This is a genomic window from Flavicella marina, from assembly GCF_009193215.1.
Classification (GTDB): domain Bacteria; phylum Bacteroidota; class Bacteroidia; order Flavobacteriales; family Flavobacteriaceae; genus Flavicella; species Flavicella marina.
In genome coordinates, this window is the sequence record NZ_VYVA01000001.1 from 918,546 (window position 1) to 942,282 (window position 23,737).

The 23,737-nt window shown below is 33.8% G+C and carries 23 protein-coding genes; 11 read left to right on the forward strand and 12 right to left on the reverse strand.

Annotated elements, in window-relative coordinates:
• On the reverse strand, nucleotides 1-663 hold the full coding sequence (locus tag F6P99_RS03705; protein WP_152286079.1) for a pyridoxamine 5'-phosphate oxidase family protein: 663 nt from the start codon (nucleotides 661-663) through the stop codon (nucleotides 1-3).
• Between the two features lie 82 nt (nucleotides 664-745).
• Between F6P99_RS03705 and F6P99_RS03710 the strand changes: the two genes are divergently transcribed.
• Nucleotides 746-2,245 (forward strand): aminotransferase-like domain-containing protein, encoded by a 1,500-nt coding sequence (locus F6P99_RS03710; protein ID WP_152286080.1) that lies wholly within the window; start codon nucleotides 746-748, stop codon nucleotides 2,243-2,245.
• On the opposite strand, the gene F6P99_RS03715 is transcribed toward F6P99_RS03710, so the two are convergent.
• Together F6P99_RS03715 and metG are read right to left on the reverse strand one after the other, a co-directional pair.
• Nucleotides 2,226-3,395: a DUF418 domain-containing protein gene (locus tag F6P99_RS03715; RefSeq protein ID WP_193315983.1), complete on the reverse strand. Its 1,170-nt coding sequence runs from the start codon at nucleotides 3,393-3,395 to the stop codon at nucleotides 2,226-2,228. The genes F6P99_RS03710 and F6P99_RS03715 overlap by 20 nt on opposite strands.
• Before the next feature lie 102 nt (nucleotides 3,396-3,497).
• The gene (metG, locus tag F6P99_RS03720; protein ID WP_152286082.1) at nucleotides 3,498-5,558 is read right to left on the reverse strand and encodes a methionine--tRNA ligase; all 2,061 of its coding nucleotides are present in this window, start codon (nucleotides 5,556-5,558) and stop codon (nucleotides 3,498-3,500) included.
• Between the two features lie 142 nt (nucleotides 5,559-5,700).
• On the opposite strand from metG, the gene F6P99_RS03725 reads away from it, so the two are divergent.
• The gene (locus F6P99_RS03725; protein ID WP_152286083.1) at nucleotides 5,701-6,672 is read left to right on the forward strand and encodes a glycosyl transferase family 90; all 972 of its coding nucleotides are present in this window, start codon (nucleotides 5,701-5,703) and stop codon (nucleotides 6,670-6,672) included.
• 58 nt (nucleotides 6,673-6,730) lie between these two features.
• Here the strand turns inward: F6P99_RS03725 and F6P99_RS03730 are convergent, their stop codons facing one another.
• The gene (locus tag F6P99_RS03730; protein WP_152286084.1) at nucleotides 6,731-8,038 is read right to left on the reverse strand and encodes an ammonium transporter; all 1,308 of its coding nucleotides are present in this window, start codon (nucleotides 8,036-8,038) and stop codon (nucleotides 6,731-6,733) included.
• A 234-nt stretch (nucleotides 8,039-8,272) separates the two neighbouring features.
• Here F6P99_RS03730 and F6P99_RS03735 point away from each other — a divergent pair, with 234 nt between their 5' ends.
• The 5 genes from F6P99_RS03735 to F6P99_RS03755 all read left to right on the forward strand — a co-directional run bounded on the left by F6P99_RS03735 (nucleotide 8,273) and on the right by F6P99_RS03755 (nucleotide 13,386).
• Nucleotides 8,273-9,181: a S66 peptidase family protein gene (locus F6P99_RS03735; protein ID WP_226913004.1), complete on the forward strand. Its 909-nt coding sequence runs from the start codon at nucleotides 8,273-8,275 to the stop codon at nucleotides 9,179-9,181.
• A 70-nt stretch (nucleotides 9,182-9,251) separates the two neighbouring features.
• Complete coding sequence (locus tag F6P99_RS03740) at nucleotides 9,252-10,490, forward strand: outer membrane beta-barrel protein (protein ID WP_152286086.1); 1,239 nt, start codon at nucleotides 9,252-9,254, stop codon at nucleotides 10,488-10,490.
• Nucleotides 10,491-10,579: 89 nt separating this feature from the next.
• Nucleotides 10,580-10,939: a YraN family protein gene (locus F6P99_RS03745; RefSeq protein ID WP_152286087.1), complete on the forward strand. Its 360-nt coding sequence runs from the start codon at nucleotides 10,580-10,582 to the stop codon at nucleotides 10,937-10,939.
• A 48-nt stretch (nucleotides 10,940-10,987) separates the two neighbouring features.
• Nucleotides 10,988-12,328, forward strand: coding sequence for a lysophospholipid acyltransferase family protein (locus F6P99_RS03750; protein WP_152286088.1), 1,341 nt, complete (start codon nucleotides 10,988-10,990; stop codon nucleotides 12,326-12,328).
• A 29-nt stretch (nucleotides 12,329-12,357) separates the two neighbouring features.
• Nucleotides 12,358-13,386 carry a hypothetical protein gene (locus F6P99_RS03755; protein ID WP_152286089.1) on the forward strand — a complete coding sequence of 343 codons (1,029 nt, stop codon included), beginning with the start codon at nucleotides 12,358-12,360 and terminating at the stop codon, nucleotides 13,384-13,386.
• Nucleotide 13,387: 1 nt separating this feature from the next.
• Here the strand turns inward: F6P99_RS03755 and F6P99_RS03760 are convergent, their stop codons facing one another.
• Nucleotides 13,388-14,719 carry a thioredoxin-like domain-containing protein gene (locus tag F6P99_RS03760; protein ID WP_152286090.1) on the reverse strand — a complete coding sequence of 444 codons (1,332 nt, stop codon included), beginning with the start codon at nucleotides 14,717-14,719 and terminating at the stop codon, nucleotides 13,388-13,390.
• Nucleotides 14,720-14,749: 30 nt separating this feature from the next.
• Nucleotides 14,750-15,100 (reverse strand): hypothetical protein, encoded by a 351-nt coding sequence (locus F6P99_RS03765; protein ID WP_152286091.1) that lies wholly within the window; start codon nucleotides 15,098-15,100, stop codon nucleotides 14,750-14,752.
• 122 nt (nucleotides 15,101-15,222) lie between these two features.
• Between F6P99_RS03765 and F6P99_RS03770 the strand changes: the two genes are divergently transcribed.
• The 3 genes from F6P99_RS03770 to F6P99_RS03780 all read left to right on the forward strand — a co-directional run bounded on the left by F6P99_RS03770 (nucleotide 15,223) and on the right by F6P99_RS03780 (nucleotide 17,494).
• Nucleotides 15,223-15,747, forward strand: coding sequence for a CvpA family protein (locus tag F6P99_RS03770; protein ID WP_152286092.1), 525 nt, complete (start codon nucleotides 15,223-15,225; stop codon nucleotides 15,745-15,747).
• A complete protein-coding gene (locus F6P99_RS03775; protein ID WP_152286093.1) occupies nucleotides 15,737-16,546 on the forward strand; it encodes an SDR family oxidoreductase in 810 nt (269 codons plus the stop codon). Before F6P99_RS03770 ends, F6P99_RS03775 begins: the two co-directional genes overlap by 11 nt.
• Before the next feature lie 216 nt (nucleotides 16,547-16,762).
• Complete coding sequence (locus tag F6P99_RS03780; protein WP_152286094.1) at nucleotides 16,763-17,494, forward strand: response regulator transcription factor; 732 nt, start codon at nucleotides 16,763-16,765, stop codon at nucleotides 17,492-17,494.
• A gap of 2 nt (nucleotides 17,495-17,496) precedes the next feature.
• Here F6P99_RS03780 and F6P99_RS03785 read toward each other — a convergent pair whose 3' ends face one another.
• Complete coding sequence (locus F6P99_RS03785; RefSeq protein ID WP_152286095.1) at nucleotides 17,497-18,405, reverse strand: TIGR01777 family oxidoreductase; 909 nt, start codon at nucleotides 18,403-18,405, stop codon at nucleotides 17,497-17,499.
• 95 nt (nucleotides 18,406-18,500) lie between these two features.
• On the opposite strand from F6P99_RS03785, the gene F6P99_RS03790 reads away from it, so the two are divergent.
• Nucleotides 18,501-19,319, forward strand: a complete 819-nt coding sequence (locus F6P99_RS03790) for a mechanosensitive ion channel family protein (protein WP_152286096.1) — start codon at nucleotides 18,501-18,503, stop codon at nucleotides 19,317-19,319.
• Nucleotides 19,320-19,400: 81 nt separating this feature from the next.
• Here F6P99_RS03790 and F6P99_RS03795 read toward each other — a convergent pair whose 3' ends face one another.
• From F6P99_RS03795 to F6P99_RS03815, 5 genes are all read right to left on the reverse strand, one after another.
• Nucleotides 19,401-19,844 carry a hypothetical protein gene (locus F6P99_RS03795; protein ID WP_152286097.1) on the reverse strand — a complete coding sequence of 148 codons (444 nt, stop codon included), beginning with the start codon at nucleotides 19,842-19,844 and terminating at the stop codon, nucleotides 19,401-19,403.
• Nucleotides 19,845-19,924: 80 nt separating this feature from the next.
• Nucleotides 19,925-20,749, reverse strand: a complete 825-nt coding sequence (locus F6P99_RS03800) for a tetratricopeptide repeat protein (RefSeq protein ID WP_226913005.1) — start codon at nucleotides 20,747-20,749, stop codon at nucleotides 19,925-19,927.
• A gap of 3 nt (nucleotides 20,750-20,752) precedes the next feature.
• On the reverse strand, nucleotides 20,753-22,537 hold the full coding sequence (locus F6P99_RS03805) for a BatD family protein (RefSeq protein ID WP_152286098.1): 1,785 nt from the start codon (nucleotides 22,535-22,537) through the stop codon (nucleotides 20,753-20,755).
• A 4-nt stretch (nucleotides 22,538-22,541) separates the two neighbouring features.
• Nucleotides 22,542-23,078 (reverse strand): hypothetical protein, encoded by a 537-nt coding sequence (locus F6P99_RS03810; RefSeq protein ID WP_152286099.1) that lies wholly within the window; start codon nucleotides 23,076-23,078, stop codon nucleotides 22,542-22,544.
• On the reverse strand, nucleotides 23,078-23,734 hold the full coding sequence (locus F6P99_RS03815) for a tetratricopeptide repeat protein (RefSeq protein ID WP_152286100.1): 657 nt from the start codon (nucleotides 23,732-23,734) through the stop codon (nucleotides 23,078-23,080). The genes F6P99_RS03810 and F6P99_RS03815 overlap by 1 nt, the downstream gene beginning before the upstream one ends.
• Nucleotides 23,735-23,737: the final 3 nt, after the last annotated feature.

Below are 23,737 nucleotides of genomic sequence, written 5' to 3' on the forward strand. Positions count from 1 at the left end.
CTATTTATTATTTTGTTTCACATATGTCAATACATGTTCAGGCACATCAACTTTCTCGGGTAGATCTACTTCACTAATAGGCTTTTCAGCAACTTGTTTGATGGGTATCACTCCTGCCCAAATTGGCAATTTTATATCAGACTTTTCATCCAAAACTCCTTCTGCTCTTACTTTTGCGGAAGCTGTTTCGATGGTTAATTCTACCACCAAAGTAGCATTGAATTCTTTTGAATTCATTTCTCTTAAACTCTCCCACCTATCGGCAATCATTTGGTCAACGACACACTTCAGCGCTTTTTCTTTTAAGATTGGCTCATCAATTTCTTTGACACTCCCAAAAATGGTCGCTGATCGATAATTCACAGAATGATGAAAGCCCGATCTTGCCAATACCAAACCATCTAAATGCATTATAGTTATACTAGCTTGTTTACTTTGTATTAAAGATAGTAGCATTCTGTTTTTTCTTGATCCATGCAGGTAAATCTTATTCTCTATTCTACCATACGCCATTGGAATACAAATCGCTCTACCCTCAAAACTATAACTAACATAGCCTACAAAACCAGCATCTAAAATATCATTAATTTTAGTAACATCATAAAAAGCTCTATTGCTGCCTCTTTTTACTTTGTTCAATGTGTTCTTTGAATATTCTCTCATAATTGTACCGTTTATATTTCAAAAATAGTAGTTTTATGGGGTGTTAGTTTAGTCCAGAAATTACTTTTTTAATAGTCCAGTTATGATTCCATACAAAACAATTCTCAGTATCAACAGAAAAACAAACCAACCCATTTATATCCAATTGACCAATCAATTTATCAAACTGATCAAGCAAAAAACCCTTCCCTCGAAAACAAGACTTCCTGGAAGTAGAGTTTTAGCAGAACAACTAGGAGTTCACAGAAAAACAATCGTAGCTTGTTATGAAGACCTGACGATACAAGGTTGGACACTAAGTATTCCACAAAAAGGAACTTATGTAAACGGAAACATTCCAGAATTGAAACAAACGAAACTGAGTGATACTACAGAGAAAAACAAAAAAACAACCGCTGGATTTCGTTTTAAAAAAGAAGTCATATTAACACGAAACTTCCCTGACCAAACTCACGATCAGGATATCTATATCAATGATGGTATTTCAGATCCAAGACTCACCCCTATCAAAGAAATTGCAACGCTATATAGAAATATCTGCGGTAAAAGAGCAGCACTAGATCAAATCAGTTATGGTACCACATACGGCAACCTTGAATTACGGGAAACCCTTGTTAGTTATTTGAATGAAACGCGTGGTTTGAATATCTCTACAAAAAACATCATGATTACACGAGGCAGTCAGATGGGTATGTTTTTAGCAGCTCAATTATTATTTGAAAAAGACGAATCTATTATCATTGGTGAAACCAATTATAGTTCTTCTGACACCACCTTTGAGTTTTCCGGAGCAAAAACGCTACGAATACCCGTAGACAAACATGGACTAGTTACTGATAAAATTGAAGCCCTTTGTAAAAAACACAATGTAAAAGCTTTATATACCACTTCTCACCATCATCATCCAACAACAGTCACACTTTCTGCAGAAAGAAGAATGCATTTACTCAACCTTTCAAAAACCTACAATTTTGCAATAATTGAGGACGATTATGATTATGACTTTCATTATGAAAATGCCCCAATTTTACCGCTAGCAAGTCACGACATACATTCCAATGTTATTTATGTAGGTTCGATTTGTAAAACCGTTGCTCCAGTGTATAGAGTTGGATATTTAATTGCTTCTGAAGATTTTGTAGATGAGTGTGCCAAACTTAGAAGGTTTATCGATCGACAAGGAGATGCACTGCTAGAAGCCACCTTTGCAAAATTTATCAAACAAGGCGCTTTGGATAGGCACATTAAAAAGACAATTAGAACGTACAAAGCTAGAAAAGAATATTTTTGTGCGTTATTAAAAAGAGAATTGGCTGCGTATCTAACCTTTGAAATACCTACTGGAGGCATGGCATTATGGGTTCAATTATGCAAAAAATATTCATGGGAAAATGTGAGTGCAATTGCCAAAACGCAAAATGTTATTTTTTCTGAATTGAAAAGATACGATCCTCAAAACATAGGTCACAATTCAATTCGTATTGGGTTTGCAGCATATGATTTTGCTGAAATGGACGAATTAGTATCGAGGTTGAAAACAACTTTTACTATAATAGAAAACACTAAAACTTTATCCAAGTAAGTTTGTGCCAAAGCTTTTCTAGTGGTCCTTGCTTGTATTTTTGTATCCAAAATTTACACAACTGATATTGGAACACAAACAGTACAATACCTACAACAAAACTCAAACTATGTTTTATGTGGGGACCTAGACCTAAACCATAATTGTAAAAAACAAATCCCCCCATGATTGATTGAGTTACATAAGCAGTAAGACTCATCCTCCCTAAAAAACTCAATTTTTGAAGAACTTTTTTTATCGCTTCTTTCTGAAACAACAATACAAACCCAGCTACCAAAACCAAGGTAAATGCAAGATTTTTATACATGTTAACAGCTCTCAACAACGATTTTCGAACAACTTCTTTTTTAGAAAAAAAGTCAAAATTCATTTCAACCAAATAAAAGACTGAAAAAGCAACAATACTAAACAACAACAGTTTTTTCCAAAAGGCTATACTTTCTGAAGAAGCAGAAAAAAGCTTTTTATTTCCTAACCAAAAACCAAAAACGAAAAGTCCCGCAGACTGTACCATCCTTCCTACATTCAAAGCCCACAACAATCCAACTTTATGCCCATACAAAGTATTCATAGTAATCAATTCCCCAAGAGAATTACTCAATTGCCCTTTTTTTAACATTTGCCAATATTCGCCCAAGTTATAATCAGGTACCAGATAGTTTTCATCCAACAAATGCCTCACATAATGAAACCACTCTATCGGCTGACTTAAAAGTAGTATTGCTATTAACAACAACCATTTATCTGGCAGATTTCTTACTAGAATTAATACAAAACCTATAATTGAATACAACAACAATACTTCTCCTGGAAAAAACATACCATTTACAAATGCAAAACAAGCCAACAATACCATTCGCCAAGCGAAACGAGCGCCAAAATCAATTCCTTTTAACTTTTGTTTTGCATACATTAAACTAAAGGTAAACCCAAAAAGAAGTGCAAAAATAGCATAGCCCTTTCCTCCGAAAAGAAAAAACAAACTATCCCAAACTATGGTATCTAACTGATTCAGCCAATCGGGTTGAGACTCATTTTTTGGAAAAACATAAAAGTTAAAGTGCTCTATGCTGTGCAGTAATAAAATACCCATGATTGCAAAACCTCTTAAACTATCAACTACTTCAATTCTAGATTTTGTATCGCTCATGTCTTGTCTAATTACTTTCAACCAAATTTGCATATTTTTTTTGGCATAAAAAAACCTAACAAAAATTCATTTGTTAGGTTTAATAATTTTAATACTATTTCCTTAGCTCACTTGTGCTCCATTGGCAACTTCTTCTGTTGAAGGTTGCACAAAAGCAAACTTTCCATCTTTCGTATCTGTCATTAAAATCATTCCTTGACTTTCTACTCCTCTTAATTTTCTAGGAGCCAGATTTACCAAAACAGATACTTTTTGACCAATGATTTCTTCAGGTTTGAAACTTTCAGCTATTCCTGAAACTATCGTTCTAACATCAATTCCAGTATCAACTTTTAACACCAATAACTTTTTAGTTTTCGGCATCTTTTCAGCTTCAACAATGGTTCCGATACGGATATCCATTTTTGTAAAATCATCAAACGTTGCTGTTTCTTTCTGTGGCTCCACCTCCTTAGACTCAGCCTCATTTGCCAATTTTGTAGCTTCTAATTTATCTAATTGCTGTTGCACTTCTGCATCTTCAATTTTTGCAAATAACAATTCTGCCTTTCCAATGCTATGACCTCCTGGAATTAAAACTTCTTGTGTTGCAACTGCATCCCACTCAAGTTTTGCATCCTTCAGATTTAGCATGCTTTTTAGTTTTTCTGAAGTAAATGGTAAAAACGGTTCAGACAAAACAGACAACCCAGCTGCGATTTGCAAAGCAACATACATTACAGTTTGCACTCTTTCTGGATCTGTTTTAACCAATTTCCATGGTTCTTCATCCGCTAAATATTTGTTCCCTAAACGAGCAAAATTCATCAATTCGCTTAAAGCTTCTCTAAATCGGTATCTTTCTAAAGATTTTGAAATAATTTGAGGGTAGGCTTTTAACTGCTCTAGCGTTTCTTCATCAATCGAAGAAAATTCATTTGGAGTAGGAATTTCACCTTCGTAATATTTGTTCGTTAATACAACTACACGATTGATAAAGTTTCCGAAAATTGCTACCAACTCGTTGTTATTTCGAGCTTGAAAATCTTTCCAAGTAAAATCGTTGTCTTTCGTTTCCGGAGCACTTGCCGTTAATACATAACGCAATACATCTTGTTTATCTGGAAATTCTTCTAAATATTCATGCAACCAAACTGCCCAGTTTTTAGAGGTAGACAATTTATTTCCTTCTAAATTCAAGAATTCATTTGCTGGAACATTATCCGGTAATATATAATCTCCATGCGCTTTTAACATTGCTGGAAAAATAATACAGTGAAATACGATATTGTCTTTTCCAATAAAGTGTACCAGTTTGGTATCCTTATCTTTCCAATATGGCTCCCAATCTTTTCCTTCTCTCGCGGCCCATTCTTTGGTAGAGGATATATACCCGATAGGTGCATCAAACCAAACATACAATACTTTTCCTTCTCCTCCTTCTGCAGGTACTGGAATTCCCCAATCTAAATCTCGTGTTACAGCACGAGGACGTAATCCATCATCAATCCAAGATTTTACTTGACCATATACATTAGACTTCCAATCACTTTTATGACCTTCTAAAATCCATTCTTTTAAAAATGCTTCGTGTTTGTCTAAAGGCAAAAACCAGTGTTTGGTTTCTTTTAAAGCCGGTACATTACCCGTAATTGCAGATTTAGGGTTGATTAGATCAGTAGCATTATGTGATGTTCCACACTTCTCGCATTGATCTCCATAGCTTTCTTCGTTTCCACATTTAGGACAAGTACCGATTACAAATCGATCTGCTAAAAATTGTTTTGCTTCAGCATCGTATAACTGTTCTTCAACTTTTTCAACAAACTCTCCTTTTGCATCTAAATCTTTAAAAAACTCAGAAGCTGTTTCGTGATGAATTTCAGCTGAAGTTCGAGAATAATTATCAAATGTGATCCCGAAATCTTGAAACGATTTTTTTATGATTCCATTGTACTTATCTACTACATCTTGAGGTGTAACCCCTTCTTTTTTTGCTGTAATGGTAATAGGCACACCGTGCTCATCTGAACCACAAACAAAAGCTACATCTTTTCCTTTTCCTCTTAAATAACGTGCGTAGATATCAGCAGGTACATATACCCCCGCTAAATGCCCAATATGGACAGGTCCGTTTGTATAAGGTAAGGCTGCTGTAATGGTAATTCTCTTTGGATCGTTCATCGTAATATTTTAATGGCTGCAAAGTTACATATTAATGTTGATTTGTACCACTATATACCTTGCTGTATCATTCAACCAAAAGCGGATACCTTTTTTTATTAATTTCTCGCTATTTTTGCTTGAAAGCTTTCATATTTTTTGAATGGATAAACTCATTGACCTCCTTTTAGGCTATAAAAAAATAAAGATTTTTTACTACCTCAACACCAACTTAAATCTATTACGACCTGAGTGGTGCCTTCGTTGGTATAAAAAACAGCTAGAAACTAAATTTACTTCAGATTATGATACATTCCTTATTCGAGAACGTGTTTCATATTACAATAAGATCGATAAAAACACTGATTTAGGGACAAACAGCGTCGATATTCAAAAATTATCGAGAAAAGACTATAGAGGTACCTATTATTTTGATTCAATGGAATACCTTCAGTTTTTCAACAAAAACAATAGTGTGAATGTTCTTTTTGGAGACGTAATTCACACACCAAACACCCCAACTTTAGTAAAAAGCAGACCGATAGAAAACAATACAAACTCAATAATTTTAAATCTGGATAAACACCGTCATTTTCTTTTTATAAAAGACAAAAGAAAATTTTCTGATAAAAAAGACAAGTTGATTGGTATCGGGATGGTAAACGATCAAAAAGCGCTTCGCGTACGTTTTTTAGAAATGCATTTTAATAACCCGTTGTGCGATATTGGTCATACGAATGACTTTAGAAATAATCAATGGAAAATAGATTTTGTGTCGATACACAAACAACTTCAATATAAGTTTATTTTGTGTTGGGAGGGGAATGACGTCGCAACAAATTTAAAATATGTAATGTCTTCGAATTCATTAGCCATTTGCACCAAACCTATATACGAAACTTGGTTTATGGAAGGTACGTTAATTGGAGGGGTACATTATGTAGAAATCAAAGACGACTTCTCTGATTTGAATGAAAAAATCGAATATTATTCTAAAAACATTGAAGCATCTGAAAAAATCATTGCGAATGCAAATGCCTATGTAAAACAGTTTCAAAACAAAAAAAGGGAAGACTTAATCTCTCTACTCGTTTTAGAAAAATATTTTACAAATACAGGTCAAATGGTGAAATAAAAAAAGTACCCTTAAGACAAGCTCAGGGTACTTTTGTATCTTGAAATAAGAGAACTTATTAGTCTTCTAAATCGTCAATCACATGTTTGTCAATGTTTATTTGAGACTCACCATGGTAACTGATATCCATTCCTTCTAATTCATGTTTTTCATGGATTCTTGCTCCTCCAGTAATCTTAGCAACAACGACAAAAACAACATAAGTAGCAACCGCTGAATAAATGATCGTTGCACCTACAGATTTTAACTGTAATAATACTTGCCAAGGATTTCCATCAATCAATCCAGCTCCATCAGGATTCACAACAGAAGTTGCAAACACACCTGTTAAAATTGCGCCAACAATACCAACTAAACCGTGCATACCAAAAGCATCTAAAGTATCATCATGACCTGTAAATGATTTGAATTTTACTACACCCCAGTATCCAACAATACTACCAATACCTCCAATTACCAAAGCACCTGTAACATCAACAAAACCTGCAGCAGGTGTAATAGCAACCAATCCAGATACAGCACCTGAAGCGATTCCGATCAACGTAGGTTTTTTAACAATTTTCCACTCGATAATCAACCATACCAAACCACCAAAACAAGCGGCAACGTTAGTAGTTAAGATCGCGTTAGCGGCAATACCGTTGGCACCATAAGCAGAACCTCCGTTGAATCCATGCCATCCGAACCACAATAAAGCAGCTCCTAAAATCATCAATTTAATAGATGATGGTTTACGCTCTTCATCTAAGTGTAATCTCTTTCCTAGTAATAAAGACAAAACCAATCCGGCAACCCCAGCATTTACGTGAATTACTGTACCTCCGGCAAAATCTAAGTCTCCATGTAAGAATCCATCAGAACCCCAAACCCAGTGACAGATTGGTGCGTATACTACAATCACCCATAAAAAAGAAAATATTGTCCATGTAGAAAATTTTACTCTTTCGATGATAGAACCCGATACGATTGCAACGGCAATTGCAGCAAATGTTCCTTGGAACATTACATCTAACAATAAAGGAATTCCTTCTCCGTCAGTTGGTTTGATTCCGTGTAGTAATAAATAATCGAAACCTCCAATAAATGCATTTCCTTCTGAGAATGCAAAACTATATCCCACAATAACCCATGCAATAATTCCTGTACAAAATGAAACAAACGACATTCCGATTGTATTCAATACCGATTTGTTTTGAGTTAATCCAGAGTAAAACAACGCCAATCCTGCAGGTGTCATCATCATTACTAACGCTGTAGACATTAACATCCATGCAGTGTCTCCTGTGTCGATTTGATTTGCTTCGGTTGCAGCAAAAGCCGACCCTCCAATTAACGTTGCCAAGAGCAACATTCCTTTTTTCTTCATGATTTCTATTTTAGTTATTTTTTATCGTAAAGTATACGACCGTTTGATTTTCAAGGCACAAAACTAAGTGATTTATTATAAACAGAAAAAAAAAACTACGTATTGGCATGTCTGGTGGATATAACGTTGTGCTAAATAAATTGTAATATTGTAAGAAATCTAAAGCGAAACCTATTGAGAACATTCCTACTATTAATTTGCAGTTTTCAACTTATGTATGCTCAAAAATCAACTATGAAAAAACCTGCTTTATTAACGAAAGGAGATACCATTACAATTGTAGCTCCCGCTGGAATCATAAAAAACAAACAAAGCATTCTTGACGCAGTAGACCTAGCAAAACAATGGGGCTATGAAGTAGTGATTGGGGAACATGTTTTTGAAAATTTCCATCATTTTTCTGCAACAGATGAACACAGACTCAAAGATTTACAAATTGCCCTTGACAACCCAAAAATAAAAGCGATTTGGTGTGCTAGAGGTGGATATGGAACGGTACGAATCGTAGATGATTTAGATTTTTCAACATTTCTAAAAAAACCTAAATGGATCATAGGTTATTCAGACATAACAGTACTTCACAACCATATCCATAATTTAGGTGTGGAAACATTACATGCTATGATGCCTGTAAATACAGAGTTTTCTAAGGAAGAAAGAAAACTAAGTGAACAAACATTCTTGAAAGCGATTTCTGGAGAAACACTCACATATACTATTCCTAGCGCTACTTACAATCAGAAAGGAACAGCATCTGGGCAGCTTGTTGGAGGAAACTTAACAATTCTTGAGAATTTACTAGGAACCAAATCTTCTATCAGCACCTCAGGTAAAATCTTGTTTTTTGAAGAAATTGGGGAATACAAATACCATATAGACAGATTACTTCAAGGACTCAAAAGAAATGGATATTTCGACAATTGTGTTGGGGTTATTGTTGGAGGCATGAGTCATATTAAAAAAAATAGCCCCGCCTATGGTCAAACAATTGAAGAACTGATTTTAGAGGTGGTTTCGAAAAAAAATATTCCTATAATTTTTGATTTCCCAGCAGGTCATGACCCAGAGAACCGCGCTTTAATTTTAGGAAGAAATATCACGATGCAGGTAGATACAACCACCTCAACGATTGCTTTCGAATAAATAGCATCAATAAAAGATATTTTTGTGCTAGTCTTGAAAACCACAGCTTAGTAAACTTGCAAAAAAAAAGATGAAAAAACTACTGTTAGTTATATCGTTATTTTTTATTACGATAAAATCAATTGCGCAAATAGAATTTCAACAAGGATATTTTGTCACTGAAAAAGGTGAGAAAAAGGAGTGTCTTATAAAAAATGAATATTGGGATTTCTGTCCATCAGAATTCACCTACAAAAATTCTGAAGAAGGTCAAGAATTACTTCGAAAAATAGAAAACACCAAAGAATTTAGAATTGACAACGCTCTATGGTATGTAAAACATACTATCGATATTGATCAATCAAGCAATAAGACCTCAGAATTAACAACAAGTAAGCACCCCGATTTTAAAGAAGAAACTGTATTCTTAAAAGTATTAGTTTTTGGTAAAATAACTTTGTTTGAATACAAAAACCAAAGCTTTACAAGATATTTTTACAAAACCGATGACAGTGCAACGCAACAATTGGTTTATAAAAAATACATACAGAACTCAGATATTATCACTAATCAAGCGTACAAACAGCACTTGCTCAATACTTTTGATTGTGAAAATGTTACTAAAAACGACATCGTAAAAACTAAATACAGACACAACAGCATCGTAAAGCTATTTGAAACTTACAACACTTGTTTTAACAGCTCTGCAACTATCTTTAAAAATAAAGAAAAAAGCAAACTAATATATTTAAGCTTAAGACCTGGTTTAAGTTTAGTGAACCAAAGTTATACTATTTCTGAATCTCCAAATGAGCCAGGAAATTTTACTGGAAAACCAAATTATAGATTTGGAGTAGAATTGTCGTTAGTATTGAATAGAATGAAAAACATTGCATTAATACTTGAGCCAACAATTCAGCAATACACCAACTCAAATTCAACATTAATCGAAGGTATTTATTTCAATTATGATATCCCAGCAAATTACAATGTCAATTACACCTCTATAGAAATCCCTATTGGTATTCGTTATTATTTTAAGTCGATTGAGCAAAAAGGGTTATTCGTAAATGCACAAGTAGGTTTTGACATATCAATAAGCAACTCAAACTTGTCTGTCGACTATGTCGATGTAATTGGTACTGATATAAACAAAACACACGAATTTGATTCTTATAGTAGTCTATTTACTTTTGGAGCAGGATATAAATTAAACGGTAAAATGAGTCTTGAATTAAGATACTCATTGAAACCCGACCTATTTAAATCATATGCAACCAAAGTTTCAAAATTTAAATCATTCGGGCTAATGTTTGGCTATCAATTGTAAGAATTCTTCCTCGCAACTGGTTCTTCGATAAAACAACAAAACTCACCATTCCAATTTTCAACTACTTTTTTTGTATCTTGAAATAAAAAATGGCTAGTCACAACGATTTTGGGAAAAAAGGTGAATTGCTGGCACTAGAATATCTGCTCGAAAACAACTATAAAATTGTTGAAAAAAATTGGCGGTATCAAAAAGCAGAAATAGATATCATTGCTCAAAAAGATAGTACCTTAGTTATTGCAGAAGTAAAAACACGCAGTTCTGATTATTACGGAAATCCACAAGATTTTGTTTCTCCTAAAAAAATAAACTTGTTGGTAAGTGCTGCTGATGCCTATGTTCTCAGAAATCATTTAGACTTTGAAGTCAGATTTGATATTATAGCTGTTCTAAAAAAATCTCAAACATTTCAAATCGAACATATTAAAGATGCTTTTTTGTATTTTTAGTACTATCTATTTTTACAAAATCACAGGTTACAGTTAACGCAACACGGTATGCTATATAAGATTTTTAAATTTCTATTTTATTATACTACGAAGGCATATTTTAGAACACTTTATGTTGAAAACAAAAATATAGTTCCTGAAAAAGGCCCTGTAATTTTTGTTGTCAACCACACCAGTGCTTTTATGGATCCTATACTATTAGGAACCATCATGAAACGTGAACTCTTTTTCTTGTCTCGAGGAGATGCCTTCAAATCTGCTTTTGCTAAGTGGCTGTTTCCAAAATTACACATGATTCCGGTGTATCGACCAGACTTATTTCCGAACGACACACATAAAAACAAAGAAGTATTTACGACCTGTTTTGAACATCTAGAAAACGGACGCACTATCATGATTTTCCCTGAAGGGATCAGTAAAACCGAAAAAAGATTGCGCCCAATAAAAACAGGAGTCTCTCGTATTGCATTGGGAGCAGAAGCTAGAAATAATTTTGATCTGGGTACTGTAATTATCCCTATCGGAATCAATTACTCAAACCCACACCATTTTAAAAGCGATGTTTTTGTGAAATTTGGAGTACCTATTTCTATGAAAAACTACAAAGAGGCATACGAACTTCAAAAGAAAGAAACGGTACTTCAACTTACGGATTCCATAAAATCAAAACTAGAAGCACTCACGATAGTTATCGAAAACAACTCATTAGAAAGAGTAATTCAACAAATAGAAATTTTATATAGAAGTAAACTTCGTGAAATGCATAGCATACAAGAAAAAGCACCTGCAGATTTTTATTTGTCGAAAGTTATTGTTGATGCTGTAACGTATTTCAAAGAAAAATACCCTGAAAGACTCGGTGCCCTAGAAGAAGATTTAACAGCCTATTTATACAACTTAAAACGCTTAGGAATTAGAGATACACAAATTAGAAATGATAATTTATCTCTAAACAAATTTTCTGAATACCTATTCTTCATTCTTGGATTTCCACTATTTATTTTTGGATTTATCGGAAACTTTATTCCTTTCAAAATTGCAGAAATTTTAGCTAAAAAAATTCTCGTTAGAGCTGACTTTATCGGTTCTATGAAACTAGGTTTGGGAATGTTTATTTTTCTAATTTGTTATAGCATCGAGTTCGTTCTTTTGGCTAACTACACAACTTATTTTTGGGCATTTCTAATTGTTGCCAACTTGTACCCTTTTGGGTTATTTACCATTAATTATATCAAAAATTACTACCTAGTTCGAGGTACCTTAAAATATTTATATTTAATTCGCAGAAAAGCAAAACTCATTCAGGACTTAAAAAACACTCGTGCAACGATCGTAGAAATTTTAGAAAAAATTAAAGTAGAATCTCGCATCAAAAAAAAATTAATGTAATTTTCAAACCCAACTTAATCTGAATTGTGATGAATTTTTATTTCTCTAAAACTTTTCTATTTTTTAGCTTTTTGGCCTGTCTGTTTTTTCAAAAGCAGCTTTATGCACAAGAAAAAGACAACCAGTTTAAATTAGGAGGCTTGCTTTTTGGAGATGTATACCATATATCTCAACACCATCTTGAAAACGAAGTTGGTCGTACAGAAGCTGTATTGAGAAGAGCTTACATAACTTTCGATGCGAAAATCAAAAAAAAATGGTTTGCAAGAGTCAGAACCGAAACCAATCAAGCAGGGGAATTTGGGGTGTATGCATATGAAACAGACGTAAAAGATTTGTTTGTCGGTTACAAATCAGGAAAGCATAAATTTATTTTAGGACTCTCTCCTACCAAAACATATGATCTAATCGAAGGGATTTGGGGAATGCGTTATTTGATGCGTACTCCTATGGATTTACAAGGAGTTGCGAGTAGAGATTTTGGTATCTCTATCGACGGGGCCATCGATCAAAAAAACCGTTTTTTTTATCGATTTATGATTGGTGCTGGGCAAGATTTTGGTAATGAGACCGGTGATGGACCGAAAACCATGCTCGGTATTACTTACAAAACGAAACACAATTATTATTTTGATGTATATGTTGATTACGAAACAATTCCTGGCGAAAAAGATCGATCGACTTTTCAATTATTCTCAGGTTATAAATCAGAAAATCTGCGATGGGGTTTGCAATACTCACATCAATTCAGGCAAGAAGACCCGGCATTAGAGCTTTTTTCTGGTTTTATAACACAACGTATTTATAAAAAAATAGCTGCCGTAGGTAGAATCGATCGTATTATGGAACCTAGCCCTAATGGGAATAACATTTCATACATTCCATTCGATCCAACTACAAAAGCTACCATGTTTGTTACAGGGCTCGAAATACCTCTTACAGATTATTTATTGATAACTCCGAATATCATATTTACAACTTACGATAGACCCGAAACAATACCAAAACCTAATAACGATTTGATGTTTCGCTGCACTGTCTTTTTAAATCTTGAATAAGTTATTGTAGCTTCGGTAAAACTTCGTTCAACTCTTTATCGTTATCGGGCAACGCAATAATTCTCTTGTTTGCATTCAACACTATATAAGTTGGTGTAGACTCAATATTGTATGATCTGGCAATTGTATTTTTCCATTTTCCCAGTGCCAAAACATGTTCCCATCCTTTAAAATTTGAAGAGATTTTTTTCCAGTTGTTATCTTCTTTTTCTAGAGCTACAGCAACTACTTGAATATTTTTATCTCCGTTTAATTTCTCATACAATTTAGGTAACTGACTAGTGCAATGTGAACACCCTGTGCTCCAAAAAACCAAAACATAATATTTGTGCGTATTTAATTGTGAAAGTTGTGTATCAGCTTTCACTAAAAAATCTGGAGCCAAAGCTCCCAAAATTATTTGTAACTGTGCTAACGTTTCTTCTTTGTAGGTTTTGCTTTGCAATTCTTTCGGCAAGCGGTCGTAATAGTTATCGAACATATGGTTTACCATCGTCACGTTTTCTTCATTCACAAATTCTGAGATGATGATCTGTATCAAATCTTTTTGTAAAGTATTCGCTTTTTGAATGGCCATTACATTTTGAATAGACTCTTTGTATAACTTCTCTGAAATTTTTGGGTCTTTACTATAGTTCAAATTAAACACATAGTCGATTACGCGATCTACCAAAAATGATGAGTTTATTAACGTTTTGTTATTGAAATCTATATGCTTAAAAAAGTTTTTCTTTATGTTCTCTAGATACACCTGTGGATTTTCAACAACTTTAGCCGCATTATACCGCTCGGTAGCCTCGATAAAATCTAACGCCAATAAGTTTCTAGCGTCATACTCAAACTCTTTTTGAATATCTTTCAATTCGAAATAGGCTTCTTGATAATTTGTTGCTGAAACTGGACTTGGATTATTAAAATATGCAAGTTGAATAGAATCTAAATATTGCTGACCTAAAAGAATATTTCCCAAATATTGCTGGTAGATATTATTTTCGTCTGATTTCGAAAAAACAACTGTTTCCTCAGGGTAATCTGGATGAAACTTAAAATCAATATTTTCTTTGTTAAAAATAAAATCTAAAAACCCCGTTCCTTTTAACCTGTATACAATTCGATACATTCCATAAGGCGCATCTTTCGGTAATTCGAATCGAAATTTTTTGTTTTCAATTTTTGAGTTTTTTACATAATGTTGCCGACCTTCTTTTATTTGGTACAGCATTACCCACTTTATGTCCTTAGCAAAAGGTTCAATGGTTCCGTTTATCGTGTATTGAGCAAAGGAAACACTACAAATTAGTAAAAGAATAAATACTGTAAGTTTTTTCATCATAACATTCAATGTTCAAAAATTGCACCAAAGCTATTCTTCCTCAGAAGAAAAATATTTTACGATGGCCTCTTTCATTAATATAGTTTGTTCTCCTGGTTTTAGTGTAGGTAGTGTTTCTAAAGCCTTAAAGTGCGGCCAGCCATCAGGGTCTACAAAGTCAAACTCGTAATACCCATAAGGCACAAGTAATCTGCAAATTGCAATATGCATCAAGTTTACTTTTTCATCCTTTTTAAATTCTTGTACTCCTTTCCCTAGCTCTTGAACACCAATCAAATAAATAATTGCATCCAAATCAAGCGTATCACCATCTGCAAATTTGTCTGAAAGAAATTTTACAACCGACTCCCATGCTTCTTTCAACTCAATATCTCTAGACATATTCTTCTATTTTTGTCGCAAAGATACATCAATTGCCTAAATTTAGGTTTGCCTACAATCTTCTAAAAACCTAAAAAGTTTAAGTTATCTTTGAAAAAATTAATCTTGAATTAAAAAATTCTATGAATACTTTTGATGTCATCATAGCGACCTTGTTAGCCTTCGGGTTTATTCGAGGTATTTTCAAAGGGCTATTTGTTGAAATAGCTTCCTTGGTTGCTTTAATTGGTGGTGTTTACGGCGCCATGCATTTTTCGTTTTATGCGAGTGATTTTTTGAGTGAACAGCTAGATTGGGACGAACATTATATTTCACTTGCTTCTTTTGCAATAACATTTATTGGAATTGTTGTAGTAGTCTCTTTGGCTGGAAAATTGTTAACTAAAATTGCAAATTTTGCTGCGCTAGGCATCTTAAACAGAATTTTAGGAGGAATATTTGGGTTTTTAAAAATCGCTTTGATTTTAAGTGTGATTCTTTCCTTTTTTATCAAAATGAACAATACCATACCATTTGTAAGCAAAGAACAAATGAAAGCTTCTATTTTAGCCGAACCTATAAAAAATATTGCGCCAATGCTGTTACCCGATTATTTTGACGAAGCGACAACACCTAGCATAGAAGAAATTATCTCAAATGAAATATAGCATCTTTGGTTGTGGTTGGTTAGGTTTTCCTTTCGCCCAACATTTAGTACAACAAAACCATCTAGTTAAAGGATCAACTACTTCTATAAAGAAACTAGCGATTTTCTCTGAAGCTTCAATAGAGCCTTATCATTTGTATATCGATAACAATCAAATAGTCGGAGATACTTTTCGTTTTTTAGAGAGTGATGTTTTGATTATCAGTATTCCGTTTAGCAAACAAAAAGAGAATCTTACAGCTTACAAAAAACTTGCCTCTTATATAGAAAAATCAAGCATCCAAAAAGTAATTTTCATTAGTTCGACTTCTGTATATGCTGATACAAACGATCTAGTAACTGAAGATGCTTCAATGGATGTAAACCCACCAAAACAAAAACTTGTTGATTTAGAAAACATCTTTATAAATCACCCTGGTTTTGATACAACGATCATCCGTTTTTCTGGTTTGATTGGTGGCTCTCGAAATCCAGGTAATTTTTTTAAGAACAAATCTACGGTAGAGAATGGCTTAGCCCCAATAAACCTGATTCATTTAGATGATTGTATTCAGATTCTTCAGAAACTTTGTGACAAAAATTTTCCGAACCAAATCTTCAATGCCTCTTCAGACACACACCCTACAAGAAAAGAATTTTACACAACTGCTATTCGAAATTTGGGTAAAACGCCACCAAAATTCTCAGAAAACAAAGACTTTAGTTATAAAATTATCTCGAACGAAAAACTAAAAACTAAATTAGAATATTCCTTTAAGCACTCAGATTTGATGAAAATGCTAGAGGTCTTTAAAAATTAAAAAAGCGACTCAAAATGAGTCGCTTTCTCTTTCATAGCAATTTTACATTTGTATAATCAACATAATATAAGATCATCCTCAATACTCTACAATTTTACCCCTAAAACGAATTATTTAAACGGATATTTCTTATATTCGATTAACGAATGAAAACAGTATAAAATTAAATAGATTCTAATTAATTGACAACTGTGTTATTTCGCAATTTTTTGTTTTATGGATATACAAAATGCCCCAAAGATACAATCTGTAGTAACAGAAAAACCTATTGATATTCACAGTGATGAATACCAACATTACGAAAAAATAATTCCAAAATTTCCAAATCAAGCTGTCTATATTTATTCTTTTAAAGAAAAAAGAATGGTCTATGCCTGTGGCTGGAAAGAAGTATTGGGGTATGAAGATACAGAGGTGAATATGCTTCTAATGGTAAATTCTGCAGTGCCAGAATACGCACAATCTTTAAACGAACTCAACAACAAAGCTTGGTATTTTTTAAGCACAAAAAAAGAACGACTAGAAGAGTACAGTTTCACTTTCGAAATTCAGCGTTTTCATAAAGAAGGTCATGCCGTTCCAATATTTTCTCGTGTCGGAGTCTATAAATCGGTAAATGGTGAAATAGAGCAGGTAATTGGAATTTCTCAGATTGTACCTTCTCTAAAGTTCGGAAAAGTAATGCAATTTGCAACTTATGGTCCAGAAAAAGAAGAATTCGAAGAGAGTTTAAACAAAGATATTTTTCATCATTTTGCTATTTCTAGAAAAGAAAAAGAAGCACTACAACTCGCTTCAAAAGGTTTTGCTTTTAAAGAAATTGCAGACAAACTTGGTGTTTCTCAGTCAGCGATTGAAAAGAGAATCATTCCAATGTACAAACGGTTTAAGGTAAAAAGTTTGACACATTTGATTAGTTTCGCATACGACAATCACATTCTCCCTTAAATCTAGTTCAGCAATTGCTTCAAAGCTAAAGAAAGATTTCCTTGATCAAATACAAAGCCTTCTTTCTTAATTTTCTCTGGAGATACTTGGCTTCCCCCTAGCAATATTACAGCCATATCCCCGAAAACAGCTCTTAAGACAAACGCCGGAATATTCGGCATAAAAAATGGTCTTTTCAAAGTTGTTGCTATTTTTTTTGACAGGTCTAAGTTCGTTGTATTGTCAACTATAGCATTGTAAGCTCCAGTTATATTTTTATTTTCTATACTAAAAACATACATCTTACATAGATCTTCGATATGAATCCAAGGAACGTATTGTTGTCCGCTACCTAAAGCAGCTCCCAAACCAAATTGAAAAGGCACTACCATTTTTTTCAAAGCCCCCCCTTCTTTACTCAAAACAATACCCGTACGCAACTTAACCACACGAATACCTAATTTCACTATCTGATCCACTTCGTTCTCCCATTTTATACACACATTTGCTAAAAAATCTTTTCCCAACTCAGCATCTTCAACAAAGTTTATATCCGTTGTTTTGGCTCCATAAATACCCGTTGCCGATGCAGAAACAAAACTTTCTACATTGTGTTTGTTCTCTTTTAAAGCCGAAGACAACAACCGGGTTGATTGAGTTCTGCTCTCCAGTATTTTTTGCTTTCTTTTTTCTGTCCACCTACCTGAAGCAACATTTTCTCCCACCAAATGAATAATAGCAACAACACCTTCCAGGCAATTTACATCTACAAACTGTTTGTCTATATCCCATTGGTAATAGCGTACTTTAGGTGTGTTTTTTCTCAAGGTTCTTGTTAAAATTGCTATTTCGTACCCCATTTCTAGAAGTACGTCCATCAACTTTCTACCAATTAAGCCAGTTCCTCCCGTAAGTAGTATTCTTTTATTCATACTGTAAAAATAAGAAACTCTTTCAACTGTAAATATTTGTTAGGATGTAACAACAATTAATCTTTTATATTTGTGATTCAACTAAAAAATTAATTATGGATATTGAAAACATCAAAAATCAAATCGTAACGCTTGTTAGCGAGTATGGTTTAAAGTTATTAGGAGCTATAGCTGTTTGGATTATAGGTTCTATGATTGTAAAATCGATGACAAACGGTTTCGGAAAAGTCATGGATAAATCTAAAACAGATGCTTCGTTGAAGCCATTTCTAAAGAGCATTGTCGGAGTTATTTTAAAAGTTTTATTGGTTATCACTGTGTTGACCATGCTGGGTATTGAAATGACCTCTTTTGTTGCTATTTTAGGGGCGGCAGGTTTGGCTGTTGGTATGGCACTTTCTGGAACCTTGCAAAACTTTGCTGGTGGTGTAATGATTCTTGTTTTTAAGCCTTATAAGGTAGGTGATTTTATCGATGCCCAAGGTTATCAAGGAGTTGTATCAGAGATTCAGATTTTTAATACTATTTTAAAAACTTTAGACAACAAAGTTATCATCATTCCAAATGGTGGATTGTCAACTTCATCTATGACCAACTATTCTGTTGAGAAATACAGACGTGTAGATTTTACTTTTGGAGTAGGATATGGCGATAGTACAACAAAAACAAAAGAGGTATTAAACGGATTGATTGCCGCTGACAAAAGAATTCTTTCTGGAGGAGCACACGATCCTTTCGTAGCTGTTTCCGGATTAGGTGATAGTTCTGTTGATTTTGTAGTACGCGTTTGGGTAAATGCAGAAGATTATTGGGGAGTATTTTTCGATATGAACGAAAATGTATACAACACATTCAACAAAGAAGGATTGAATATTCCTTATCCTCAAATGGATGTACATGTGCACAAAAGTTAATAGATCGTGTAAATGTAAATGATTCAAATAAAAAAAGCCTTACTCTAAGAGTAAGGCTTTTTTGTGTTATATGTTGATATTTTACATATGAATACCCACACCTAAACTACCTCCACTGTTACCAGCTTCAAGAATAATACCCCATGTTTGGTTGAATTTATATTCACCACCTATGTGTAAATTCCAGCTTAAGTCACTGTTGTAATCACTAGCTAGACCAATGTTAAAACCAGCACCAGCACCTCCCCAGATATCCCAAGGCTCATTTAATTTTAATAAAGAGTCGAAATAGTAATCTACTCTTGCTCCTGCTCTAATATAATCAAAGTCAAAAGGAACTGTAGCTTCAGGAGAAATTGTCCAGTTTTTTGCTAATGCAATTTCATAGTTACCTGTAACTGACGAGTTGTTCCCGAAAGTAGCAAATAAGTTTAAGGCTTTACCATAAGATTCTTGAGCTGAAACAGCTGAAGCAGCTCCAAAAGTAAAGACACAAAATAAGGCGATTCTTAGTAATTTTTTCATGTTTGTTAAATATTAGTTAATAACTAATACGAATATAACAAAAAATTGAGTTTAAAATCAAAGTAACTATTAATTACTTTTTAAAGAATCTTTAAGCTGTCTTCTTTAATCCAGCCTGTTTTACCGTCTTTCAACTTAATTTTTTTCCAAATATCTACCTCATCCAACACGAAAACTTTGAGACCTTCGTGTATTTCAAATACCTCTTGCCCAGAAGTTAAAGGAGCGTCTTTTACACTTACTTTTTCATCAAAAACGATAGCTTCGATTGTAGATGAACTTGTATCGTATTGTTTTAATGTAAAGATCACTGAAGTCACTAAAAAAATAAAGGTCAAACAGCTCACAACAAAATAGGCTCTTTTTCTCGAAGGGATGTAAGAAAAATAAAAAAACAAGAAAAACAAACAACTCACAATTGAAAAACAAACCGCCAAATAAGCCCATTGGTTGTATGACAACTGTTGAATAATGTTAATTTCTAATTCTTGCATAAATGATTTAGGCAACTCTTCAATGGCATCTAGCGCCATTCTATTTGCAAAAATCAAATTATTGGCAGCGTCTTTATTTTGTGGATTGAGTAACAATGCTTTCTCTAAGTTGTAAATACTCGGAGCTACTTTGTTTATTTTATAATAGGCATTACCGAGGTTGTAATACAGTTCTGAAGACACCTTTCCGCTTGCCTCAATTTTTTCGTAAAGGCCAATTGCCTCAACATATTTTTCGTTTCTATACAATTCGTTTGCTTGATCAAACAAGCTTTCATTTGACTGTGAGAAGCCATCGAACGTAAAAAAAATGAGCAACATAATTTTGATGATCTTCAAGCCCACTATCGGCCAAGCATACTTCTGTAAAGTTGCTTTGGTATCCTTCCAATGTTTCAATAAACTACTCATACCTTATAATTGTTTATCTATTTTGGTGATTACTTCTTTCGCTTTATGGTACTCTTCTTCCATCATAACATCAGTTACAGGAGCATATCTTGCAAAATCACAATCGTCAAGAACAGCGATAAATTTATTGCTTACCTCTTTGTCGACTCCCTTACTTGAAAGTAATTCAGTTATGCGTTCTTTGCTTATTTCTGATGTTTCTATCTGCAGTTTCGCTTTTAAATAATTGTGCAACGCTTTTTCTAGGGCAATATAAAATGCTTCTTTATTACCCAATAGTTTTTTAGCTTGTGACAAATATTTTCTAGCCAGTTTATCAGCTTTTCTCGTTCGATTCCCAATCAAATCATTCGCACGCTCTTTTTGTTTTTTACCTATGACAATCGCGACCGGAATAGCTAAAAATGGTAAAAACAGCAATACATAAAACAAATTAGATTTGTAAAAGTCTTCGACATCTAAAGAGTTTAGTTGTGTAGTGCTTTGAATGTATCTAAAAGATTTGTTCGACGTAACCACTTTTTTATTGACTCCATCAGTTGCTTGTTGGTATTGATCTGCGTCAGAATTAGTCACCAATTCTTTCCCTTCAGTAACATTAACAAATACATTGTCTGAAACTATGGAATGGTATTTTTTGTCTTTAGGGTTGAAATACGAAAAAGAAACCGGTGGTATTTTGTATTTCCCTTTAAACTGAGGAACTACTGTATAAGAATCAAAGACCTCGCCTCTTAAACCTTTGGTGCCCGATAAAGAAATTTTTAGGTTTTCTTTATGTTCTGGTGTATATACCTCTAATTCTTGTGGTGTAACGACTTTTGGTATTTCAAATAATTTTAAATTACCTTTTCCAGAAACAACGATTTTTAACTGAGTAGATTCGTTTGCTTTTAACTGTTCTTTACTCGTAGTTAACTTCATATCAAAATCTCCTACAGCTCCATTAAAGTCGGCCGGTTTTCCTTCTAGAGGTAACGGCTTTACACGAATTGTTTTTTTAAAGGTCTTAAAGTTCTTTCTGATGTTTCTGGTAATCGGATTACCAAAGAAGTCACCCCTTCCCGTAGGAACTCCAATAATTAAATCAGAGCTGAGAGGTTCTAACGCTAATTTTCCAGATTTTTGAGGAATCAAAACCGCTTTTCTTATCGTAAAGTAACGGTAATCTTCGCCTTGAAATTTTCCATTTTTAACAACTATTTCTTCGATTTTTATGTCTTGATTCCAAAACCCTTCGAATTTTGGCAACTCTTTGATATCAAAATCACTAATTGCTACATTATTACTAAAATACAGTCTGTACTCAACATAAATACCTTCACCTAAATAGGGATTCGTATTGGAAACCATTACCTCTAGATGCACGTTTTGGTTGGCAATATAATCAGGATCGTTTGGGTCTTTTGGCAATTCAATAGCATCTACTACGGCAACCGTAACAGGGTTTGACTTGATAATTTGCCCTCTATATTCTATAGTTGCTCCCGAAATAGTTAAACTCCCTTTTCTTTTCGGAGCAATGATATAACTATACGATTGCGAATACGTAACCTTTCCGTTAATCCAAGATTGATTTACAGATTGACTGGGCCCACCTACCACTTCAAAACCATTAAAACTAGGTGGAGAAAAATGGTCTGCACCTTGTTTATTTACAGTAAACTCTACACGCAAACGTTGGTTGACTCCTAATTTATTCTTGCTCACTTTCGTTGTCAGCTCGATTTGAGCCAACAAGCTATTCGTAAGAATAAAAATAAATATGTATGTTAATTTCAACTTCATGTATTTACCAATCTTTCTCTTGTTGTACTTTTTTACCTTTTACTTTTTGAGCATTTACCTTTTTCTGTGTTTTAGCTTCTTCGTTGTTCATCGTTTCTAACAGCTGCTTCACTTGTTCAGGTGTCATTTGACCCACTTGAGGTTGAGGTTGAGGTTGCTCAGGTTTTTGATTCTCTTTATTATCTTGCTTGTTCTTCTCTTGATCTTTCTTGTTTTGATCGTCTTTTTTGTCTTTATTTTGATCGTTATTTTTTTGATCCTGATCTTTCTTTCTATCCTTATTTTCTTGATCTTTTTTATTCTGGTCGTCTTTTTTCTGTTGGTCTTTCTTTTTCTTTTCTTCGATCAACTTGCGTTTCAAACTATTCAACTTTTCGTCGTTTGGATATTTTTTCAAGCCTTCATCAATCGTAGCGGTAGCTTTTTCAATTTCGCTATGAATAAAATCTTTGGCTCCTGAATTAAAATAGCCTTCTGCACTCGTTTGAGCGGCAAGAGATACTCCCAACATCAAAAATATACTTAGTACAATTGCTTTCATTACTTTTTATCTATTTCAATTACCGACTCAATCTTTTTCATAAAATCTTTATAATTTGCAACCGTAGGATCTTTTTCTAAGGCTGTATCTAATAGATTCAAAGCTTTTTCAAACTGATACGACTCAATAAGCTTATCTGCTTGTTTTTTCATTCTCTTCGCATAATCAGACGGCGGTGGCGGATTGTTCTTTTTATCGTCTTCTTGTTGCTGTTTTAACTTCTCTCGAGCAAAGGCCAAATTGTAACGTGTTTCATCGTCACTTGGATTGTTACGCAAACTTTTTTTGTATGCCTCTATTGCTTTACTGTATTCTTTTTCTTGTAAATGCGCATTACCAACATTGTGATACGCCATTGATTTTTCTAATTTGTTTTTCGTGTTTGTCGCTGCCAATTCGAATTGTGGAATCGCTTCTTTGTAATTTTTTTGCGCAAACAAGGCACTTCCTAAATTGTAGGCACTTTTAAAATACGTACTAGCCTGTACCGAAGCTTTTTTATAAGAAATAGCCGCATCAGCATACTTTTCTGAAGCATATAACTCGTTTCCTTCTCGCACAAAGTTTCTCGCCAATCTTTGCTTCACAATAGAATCTTGTTGTGCTTTCATAGAAAAGCAACACAGGCATAAAATAATCAATTGAAAAACTCTCATATC

Bases quoted from the DNA above. Each gene is read 5' to 3' on its own strand.
- F6P99_RS03810 (WP_152286099.1), bottom strand. From the start codon at position 23,078: ATGAAAGCAATTGTACTAAGTATATTTTTGATGTTGGGAGTATCTCTT.
- F6P99_RS03785 (WP_152286095.1), bottom strand. From the start codon at position 18,405: ATGAATAAAAGAATACTACTTACGGGAGGAACTGGCTTAATTGGTAGA.
- F6P99_RS03750 (WP_152286088.1), top strand. From the start codon at position 10,988: ATGCTATATAAGATTTTTAAATTTCTATTTTATTATACTACGAAGGCA.
- F6P99_RS03795 (WP_152286097.1), bottom strand. From the start codon at position 19,844: ATGAAAAAATTACTAAGAATCGCCTTATTTTGTGTCTTTACTTTTGGA.
- F6P99_RS03740 (WP_152286086.1), top strand. From the start codon at position 9,252: ATGAAAAAACTACTGTTAGTTATATCGTTATTTTTTATTACGATAAAA.
- F6P99_RS03705 (WP_152286079.1), bottom strand. From the start codon at position 663: ATGAGAGAATATTCAAAGAACACATTGAACAAAGTAAAAAGAGGCAGC.
- F6P99_RS03745 (WP_152286087.1), top strand. From the start codon at position 10,580: ATGGCTAGTCACAACGATTTTGGGAAAAAAGGTGAATTGCTGGCACTA.
- F6P99_RS03775 (WP_152286093.1), top strand. From the start codon at position 15,737: ATGAAATATAGCATCTTTGGTTGTGGTTGGTTAGGTTTTCCTTTCGCC.
- F6P99_RS03725 (WP_152286083.1), top strand. From the start codon at position 5,701: ATGGATAAACTCATTGACCTCCTTTTAGGCTATAAAAAAATAAAGATT.
- F6P99_RS03765 (WP_152286091.1), bottom strand. From the start codon at position 15,100: ATGTCTAGAGATATTGAGTTGAAAGAAGCATGGGAGTCGGTTGTAAAA.
- F6P99_RS03730 (WP_152286084.1), bottom strand. From the start codon at position 8,038: ATGAAGAAAAAAGGAATGTTGCTCTTGGCAACGTTAATTGGAGGGTCG.
- F6P99_RS03760 (WP_152286090.1), bottom strand. From the start codon at position 14,719: ATGATGAAAAAACTTACAGTATTTATTCTTTTACTAATTTGTAGTGTT.
- F6P99_RS03735 (WP_226913004.1), top strand. From the start codon at position 8,273: ATGAAAAAACCTGCTTTATTAACGAAAGGAGATACCATTACAATTGTA.
- F6P99_RS03780 (WP_152286094.1), top strand. From the start codon at position 16,763: ATGGATATACAAAATGCCCCAAAGATACAATCTGTAGTAACAGAAAAA.
- F6P99_RS03710 (WP_152286080.1), top strand. From the start codon at position 746: ATGATTCCATACAAAACAATTCTCAGTATCAACAGAAAAACAAACCAA.
- F6P99_RS03790 (WP_152286096.1), top strand. From the start codon at position 18,501: ATGGATATTGAAAACATCAAAAATCAAATCGTAACGCTTGTTAGCGAG.
- F6P99_RS03715 (WP_193315983.1), bottom strand. From the start codon at position 3,395: ATGAGCGATACAAAATCTAGAATTGAAGTAGTTGATAGTTTAAGAGGT.
- metG (WP_152286082.1), bottom strand. From the start codon at position 5,558: ATGAACGATCCAAAGAGAATTACCATTACAGCAGCCTTACCTTATACA.
- F6P99_RS03770 (WP_152286092.1), top strand. From the start codon at position 15,223: ATGAATACTTTTGATGTCATCATAGCGACCTTGTTAGCCTTCGGGTTT.
- F6P99_RS03805 (WP_152286098.1), bottom strand. From the start codon at position 22,537: ATGAAGTTGAAATTAACATACATATTTATTTTTATTCTTACGAATAGC.
- F6P99_RS03815 (WP_152286100.1), bottom strand. From the start codon at position 23,734: ATGAGAGTTTTTCAATTGATTATTTTATGCCTGTGTTGCTTTTCTATG.
- F6P99_RS03755 (WP_152286089.1), top strand. From the start codon at position 12,358: ATGAATTTTTATTTCTCTAAAACTTTTCTATTTTTTAGCTTTTTGGCC.
- F6P99_RS03800 (WP_226913005.1), bottom strand. From the start codon at position 20,749: ATGAGTAGTTTATTGAAACATTGGAAGGATACCAAAGCAACTTTACAG.